This window comes from Bacillus sp. mrc49, from assembly GCF_002803435.1.
Window position 1 is genome coordinate 1 of the sequence record NZ_PHNG01000016.1, and the last position, 702, is coordinate 702.

The 702-nt window shown below is 42.9% G+C and carries 1 pseudogene; it reads left to right on the forward strand.

The annotated features are described in order from the left end of the window. Nucleotides 1–197 precede the first annotated feature (197 nt). Nucleotides 198–581, forward strand: a pseudogene (locus CVN76_RS00210) (PaaI family thioesterase); the annotation flags it as partial. Nucleotides 582–702 lie beyond the last annotated feature (121 nt).

Genomic DNA, 702 nt, shown 5'->3' on the forward strand with positions numbered 1-702 from the left:
GTTTGTCATTGGAATGCTCTTGATGTTAGGCGTTTCTCCATATACACTTTAAATACGATTGAGGAGTGGATAATTTGAAAGAAATAACGATGGATCAATTAATATTTAAAGAGCATTTATCGATGATCGAACAATTTTCATTGAAGGATTTTATGTTTAAGTGGCTCGGCAGCCCAGATGAAGGATTGGATCACTTACCGCAGGTTGGCGAGACGATCGATGATACGATTACGAGTCAGCTTGTGATGACTTCGAACCGGGGGAAAGGTGAGGAAGTGTATAACTATGGCGTCACTCCGCAAATGACCAATTACCTTGGGACGATTTCGAGCGGGGTGTTCACGACATTGGTTACGGATTCAGCGAACCGGGCACTGAGAAGCTACAAGCGGGGTGACTTGGTCGTGGAGAATATGACGATTTATTTCATCAAGCCAGTCCAAATCGACAGTACGCTTGAAATTCACCCGCGTGTTCTTGACGTAGGGCGTAAATTCGGAAAAGTGGATGTCGAGGTGTTTAACCAAGGTAAACTTGTCGGGAAGGCAATGTTAACGTGCCAATTGCTGGACAGATCGTGAAAAATGAATCAAAAAGGATAATCGAAGGTCGATTATCCTTTTTGATTTGCGGCTTCTTCAATCGCATATGGCAGGTAATATTTATACATTTTATAGCCTCCAAAAATGCTGAACAGGCCGA